This window comes from Mesorhizobium sp. M2A.F.Ca.ET.037.01.1.1 (assembly GCF_003998075.1).
GTDB lineage: Bacteria > Pseudomonadota > Alphaproteobacteria > Rhizobiales > Rhizobiaceae > Mesorhizobium.
Window position 1 is genome coordinate 1 of sequence record NZ_RZSA01000368.1, and the last position, 5840, is coordinate 5840.

5 protein-coding genes and 1 tRNA gene are annotated in these 5840 nt (G+C 63.5%); 3 read left to right on the forward strand and 3 right to left on the reverse strand.

Translation table 11 applies throughout. The features are described 5' to 3' along the window. Positions 1-555: putative PEP-binding protein (locus EOA27_RS18760; RefSeq protein ID WP_145970407.1), on the forward strand; the 555-nt coding region annotated here is incomplete at its 5' end. A 17-nt stretch (positions 556-572) separates the two neighbouring features. On the opposite strand, the gene EOA27_RS18765 is transcribed toward EOA27_RS18760, so the two are convergent. Next, positions 573-1343 (reverse strand): hypothetical protein, encoded by a 771-nt coding sequence (locus tag EOA27_RS18765; RefSeq protein ID WP_126082912.1) that lies wholly within the window; start codon positions 1341-1343, stop codon positions 573-575. Positions 1344-1485: 142 nt separating this feature from the next. Between EOA27_RS18765 and EOA27_RS18770 the strand changes: the two genes are divergently transcribed. Continuing rightward, positions 1486-2505 (forward strand): sugar-binding transcriptional regulator, encoded by a 1020-nt coding sequence (locus EOA27_RS18770; RefSeq protein ID WP_126082911.1) that lies wholly within the window; start codon positions 1486-1488, stop codon positions 2503-2505. 318 nt (positions 2506-2823) lie between these two features. Beyond that, positions 2824-2900 (forward strand) — tRNA-Pro (locus EOA27_RS18775). A 30-nt stretch (positions 2901-2930) separates the two neighbouring features. Here EOA27_RS18775 and EOA27_RS18780 read toward each other — a convergent pair. Further along, a complete protein-coding gene (locus EOA27_RS18780; RefSeq protein ID WP_126082877.1) occupies positions 2931-4229 on the reverse strand; it encodes an O-antigen ligase family protein in 1299 nt (432 codons plus the stop codon). Then, the gene (locus EOA27_RS18785) at positions 4226-5761 is read right to left on the reverse strand and encodes an undecaprenyl-phosphate glucose phosphotransferase (protein ID WP_127256870.1); all 1536 of its coding nucleotides are present in this window, start codon (positions 5759-5761) and stop codon (positions 4226-4228) included. The genes EOA27_RS18780 and EOA27_RS18785 overlap by 4 nt, the downstream gene beginning before the upstream one ends. Between the last annotated feature and the right edge of the window lie 79 nt (positions 5762-5840).

Here is a 5840-nt window from a genome sequence, read left to right on the forward strand (position 1 = left end):
ATCCGCATGTGCCTGGATCGTCCCGACATCTTCAAGAGGCAGTTGCGGGCACTGCTCAGGGCCGCGGTTCACGGCAACATCAAGGTGATGCTGCCGATGGTCTCGGAAATCGCCGAGGTGACGCGGACCCGCGCGCTGGTCGATGAATGCGCGACCGAGTTGAAGGCCGAAGGCGTGCCGCATGCAAGCTTCGACCTCGGCGTGATGATCGAGACGCCAGCCGCCGTGCTGATCGCGTCGGCGCTGGCGAAGGAAGTGGCGTTCTTCTCGATCGGCACCAACGACCTCACCCAGTACATCATGGCCGCCGACCGCCTCAACCCGACGGTCGCCAAGCTTAACGACGTCACCAATCCGGCGGTGATGTCGGCGATCGAGCTGACGGCCAAGGCGGGTGTCGCCGCCGGCATCATGGTGGGCATGTGCGGCGAGGCCGCCGGCCGTCCGGACCTGATCCCGGCCTTCATCGGGATGGGCCTGACCGAGCTCAGCATGAGCCCGGCCTCGATCCAGCGCGCCAAGAAGACCATCGCGGCGATGGCGCCCGAAAGATAGCGGATTCCTCGCGGCGGTTACGTCAGATGCGCGAGCAGAGTGGCGAGAACCGGTGTCAGTTCCTGGACGGCATTGGCCTGAGCGCAAGCCTGCCGGATGCGATCCTCCCGCACTTCGGCCGCCAGCACCGCGATCTCGAGAATGTCGGGCTCCGGCGTGCAGCCGTCCGCCTTGGTCGCCAGTCCGCAGGCAAGCACGACAGGCGCCAGACATCTTATGTCGAGCGACCGGTCGGCCGTGGCCGCCTCGCCAGGCTGAACCGGACGGTGGTTGAGGCATTCGACCAGCAGAGCCGCGCAGGCCGCAGCGACCTGGTCGGTGGAGACCGCATCCGCCGTCGCTCCAGCCAGAAGATCGGCATGGCGCTTGCGCATCGCGGCGTGCACGGCGGAAAAACTCGCCTCGTGTACGCGGGGATTGTCGACGCCGTGACCGGCCAGAACCGCGCGGGTCAGATAATACATGTCGCGCCTGAATTGACGTTCGCCGCCGATCTGCCGGTCTTCATCGCCGTCCGGGAAATAGGAGCGCAGGCTTTTCACGGTCGTTCCGTCGACCTTGAGCGGCCGGGAATGGGGAACGAAGGATTCGGCGATCGTCAGCGCGTCGTCGACAGCGCTCGCGGCGTGGCCGAGCAGGCTGCGGCCCGGAAAGGGAGGCAAATTCCCGACTATATCATGAGACGTCTCGCCGGCGCTGTCGTGCCGGCTCTGGCGAATGGCGTCGCGCAGTTCCCGAAGCCGGTCCTTCAGGTTGGCGCGGACGTCCTCGGAGATTTGTCGCAGCATCGCCAATTGCCTCGAAATGCTGAAGTCGCCAACGGCTCGGGGGCGCCAGTCGCCCCTCTCTAGATTGTTCGTGTCGATTGGTAGATCAATAGACGATATTTAACCAGTACGCAGAATCGGCGACGGCATCGCGGAGGGGACCTTGGGCAGGCGACGGCAGGGCGAAGCTGAAAACGGCAAGGCGACAGCGGAGGCGGCCGACCAGGTCGTCAATGAAAACCGGACCGACCGGCTCAGGATCCGCGCCGCCTGGATGTATTTCGTCGAGCAGATGACACAGAACGAGATCGCCGACGTGCTCGGCGTCGGCCGGGTCACCATCGTGCGCATGCTGGCGGAAGCGAGGGCGCGCAACGAGGTCAAGATCACCATCGAGAGCGAGCTTCTGGAAATCGTGCGCCTGGAGCGCGCGCTGGAAAAGACCTTCGGCCTGCGGCAGGCGCTGGTGGCGCCGCTCTCCGACCCCAACGCCGATCCGATCCCGGCGATCGCCGCCAAGACCGGCATGTTCCTGTCCGACGCCATGAAATCCGGCATGCGGGTCGGCGTCGGCTGGGGCGTGACGCTGTTCCACACCTTGCCTTTCATCAGCGCCAAGTCGCTGACCGACTTCAGCGTGATCTCGCTGCTCGGCGGCGTCGGCGTCGCGCGCCGGGTCAACCCGGCCGAGTTCGCCTGGCGCTTCGCGCAGATTTTTCAGGGCGACGGCTATTTGATGCCGACGCCGGCCGTCGTCGACAGCGTCGAGACCAAGATCGCGCTGGTCGAGCGCTGCGGCCTGCAGGAAATCTTCGAGATGGCCGATGCGCTCGATGCTGTGCTGCTCAGCGTCGGCGGCATCGCGTCGGCCACCACCTTCTCGCGCGGCGGCTTTCTCAAGGAAGCGGACCGGGAGGCCCTGCTTGCGCGTGGCGCCGTCGGCGACCTTCTGTTCCATTTCTACGACCGCAAGGGCGACCTGGTCGACCATCCCGTCAACAGCCATGTGATGTCGGTGGATGTCGATCGGCTGCGCAAGGCTCCGATCCGAATCCTGACCTCCGGCGGCGAAGAGAAGACCGAGGCGCTGCTCGGTGCCATGAACCTGGTCGCGCCGACCGTGCTCATCACCGACGAGGAAAGCGCGCGCCGCATGCTGGCCGCGCATGGCGCGTCGAGGTAGTTGCCGCAAATTTCAATTGATGCAATATTGCTTGCAATATCACTTCTGCAACTCGATATAGTCGCATGAGGCTGGTTCTCGACACAGCACGCCGGCAAGGGTAAGCCGCCTGTCAAAGGTGACGAATTGGCAAAGTAGCCGAATTTCGGCTGGCTTGGAGTGAGCACGGCTTGCCTCGCGTTATACGCTGCTGTGCTTCGCTGCCGTAATCGCTCGAAAAAATAGAATAACGTGGAAAACAGATGGAAGGCCCGGCGTGATTTTGTCCTATTGGCCTCTTGCTTCTGAACCTTTGAGACTATAGGGCTTTGCGCGGTCCGGAGTGTAGCGCAGCCCGGTAGCGCACTTGACTGGGGGTCAAGGGGTCGTCGGTTCGAATCCGGCCACTCCGACCATTTTTAACCTGAGACTTGGCCCCAAGGCTTTCATCGACCGGGAGCGACCGCTTCGTGTCGGTTCGTTCGGCTGCTTGGCGGAGCTCCCAGCCGCAAGTCCCGCTGATGCCGGTACTCCAGCACGATGGCGCCCCAGATCAGCCCGAGCAGCAGATAGAGATGGCGCCAGTGGTCGATGTCGATGAAGGTGCCGAGGCCTATATTGCCAAGATAGGCGACATAGGCGCAGAGCAGGTAGGGCTGCCATGGCCGGTCGCGCAGAAGGATGCGGAAGCCGGTGCCGATCGTCCATAAGGTCAGCGTCAGGAACGAGACGAAGCCCAGCCAGCCGTAATCCATCAGCGTCTTCAGCCAGATGTCGTGCGTGTCCTCGCCATAGATCGTGCCGAAGACCAGAGGGCCGATGCCGAACGGATGCTCGATAGCCAGCTGGAAGCCGATCGCGTAGCGGGCGAAGCGGCCGAGTCGCGCCGAATCGTAGCTCTGCTCGAGCTGCGCGCGCTGGGTGAACATGTCCGACACGCCGGGCAGTTGCAGGATGATGAGGAAGGCGATGACCAGCAGCGCCACGGCGGCGATCGTCATCACCACGACCCGCAGCCGGAACTTGCCGCTGGCGCTCTGCAGGAACAGGCATGCCGTGAGCAGCACCGCCGACACCGCGAACATGCCCCAGGCGCCGCGCGAGAAGGAAAAGAAGATGCCGGCGGTGATGATGAGCAGCGGCATCGCAAGCAGCGGCATGCGCGACACCGGGCCGGTGAGCAGCAGGTAGAGCAGGTAGGTGCCAGGCAGCACCAGGAACGGCCCGAACACGTTCGGGTCCTGGAAGGCGCCGGCGGCGCGGTCGTATTTGGTGAACACCTCAGCGCCGGGAAAGGCATGGAAATAGCCGGCGATGCCGAGCAGCGACGTCGCCACCGCCGACACGACATAGGCGATGAAGATCAGCCGGTAGAGGCTAGGCTGGACCGAGGTCACCGAGGCGAAGAACACCGCGCTGAAGGCCAGGAACAGCGAGACGGCGAGATAAAGCGGCGTGTTGGCGAGATCCGCCATCTGCGTCATGGCGATCATGCCGCCAATGTTCATCGCCACCAGAAGCACCAGCAAGGGAACGATCGCGCGCGAGATTCGAAGGCCGAACAGCGCCCAGACCGCGATCAGTCCGGCCATGTAGATCTCGTAGGGCGCGGGCTCGCTGATGACGAAGCCGGAGAGCAGGATGCCGATGCCGATCGCGGCCGACGCGATCAGCGAGATCAGCTTCGCGTTGACCGCCGAAGGCGGCAATGCCCGCGGCTGCAACTCATGGGCGACGGCGCTCAATAGGCGTTTTCCGTGTTGAGCAGGCGGATCGGCGTCAGGAACAGGATGCGCAGATCGAACAGCATCGACCAGTTCTCGATGTAATAGAGGTCGTATTCGGTGCGCATGCGGATCTTTTCGTTGGTGTCCATCTCGCCGCGCCAGCCATTGATCTGCGCCCAGCCGGTGACGCCGGGCTTCACCTTGTGGCGGGCGAAATAGCCGTCCACCACCTCGTTGTAGAGCAGGTTGTGCGACTGCGCGGCGATGGCATGCGGGCGCGGCCCGACCAGCGACAGCGAGCCGAACAGGGAGTTGAAGAACTGCGGCAGTTCATCGATCGAGGTCTTGCGGATGAAGCGTCCGACGCGGGTGACGCGCGGGTCGTTCTTGGTCACCGTCTGCTTGGCGGTCGGGTCGGACCTGTCGGTGAACATCGAGCGGAACTTGTAGACCTCGATGATCTCGTTGTTGAAGCCGTGCCGCTTCTGCTTGAACAGCACCGGGCCTTTGCTGTCGAGCTTGATGGCGATCGCCGTGGCGAGCATTACCGGCGAAAAGAGGATGATGCCGACAAGCGAGAAGACGATATCGAAGGCGCGCTTGGCGACCGAGTCCCAGTCGTTGATCGGCTTGTCGAAGATGTCGAGCATCGGCACGGAGCCGATGTAGGAGTAGGCGCGGGGCCTGAACTGCAGCGCGTTGGAATGCGCCGAGAGCCGGATGTCGACCGGCAGCACCCAGAGTTTCTTGAGCAGTTGCAGTACGCGCGATTCGGCGGTCAGCGGCAGCGAAACGATCAGCATGTCGATGCGCGCGATGCGGGCGAATTCTATGAGCTCCGAGATCGTGCCGAGCTTCGGATAGCCGGCGACGATCGGCGGCGAACGCTTGTCGTTGCGGTCGTCGAAGATGCCGCAGATGCGGATGTCGTTGTAGGGCTGCTTCTCGACCGAGCGGATCAGCTGTTCGGCGGCCTTGCCGCCACCGACGATGAGGGCGCGGCGTTCCATGCGGCCATCGCGCGCCCAGCGCCGGATGAGGCTGGACATCACCAGCCTCAGGCCGAAGATCAGCACAAAGCCGACCACGAACCAGGTGCCGAACAGCAGGCGCGAATAGTCTTCCGAGGCCTTGATGGCAAAGGCGGTCAGCGCCATCAGCGCGAAGCTGCCGGCCCAGACAAGCAGCACCCGGCCGAAATTGGCGAGGGGGCGCATCAGCGCCGCGATCTGGTAGCGGTCGGTGACGTCGAGCAGCACCACGGCCAGGAACGATGTCGACGCGATCGCCAGCGGGTATTGCCAGGCCAGATAATTGAAGAAGCCGACATAGTAGAAATAGACGCCGAGCCCCGACAGGAACAGCAGCGCGAACTCGACCATGCGCAGCACACCGCTGACCATGATCGGCGACATGGTATCGCGCCGGTATTGCGAGGCGACCTGGCGCGCCACATCGTTGATGCCGCCGGGCTTTTCGCTTTCGGCGGGGGCGTCGTAGTTGCGCACCGCATCCATGGAAAAGCGGCGTGCGGGGTCGATCTCATTCATGGGAACTGTCCGCGAGCTTCGCGCAATTGCTTAGCAAAAGAGAGCTAAGAAAGGCTTGAAACAACCCGTGGTTTTGAAG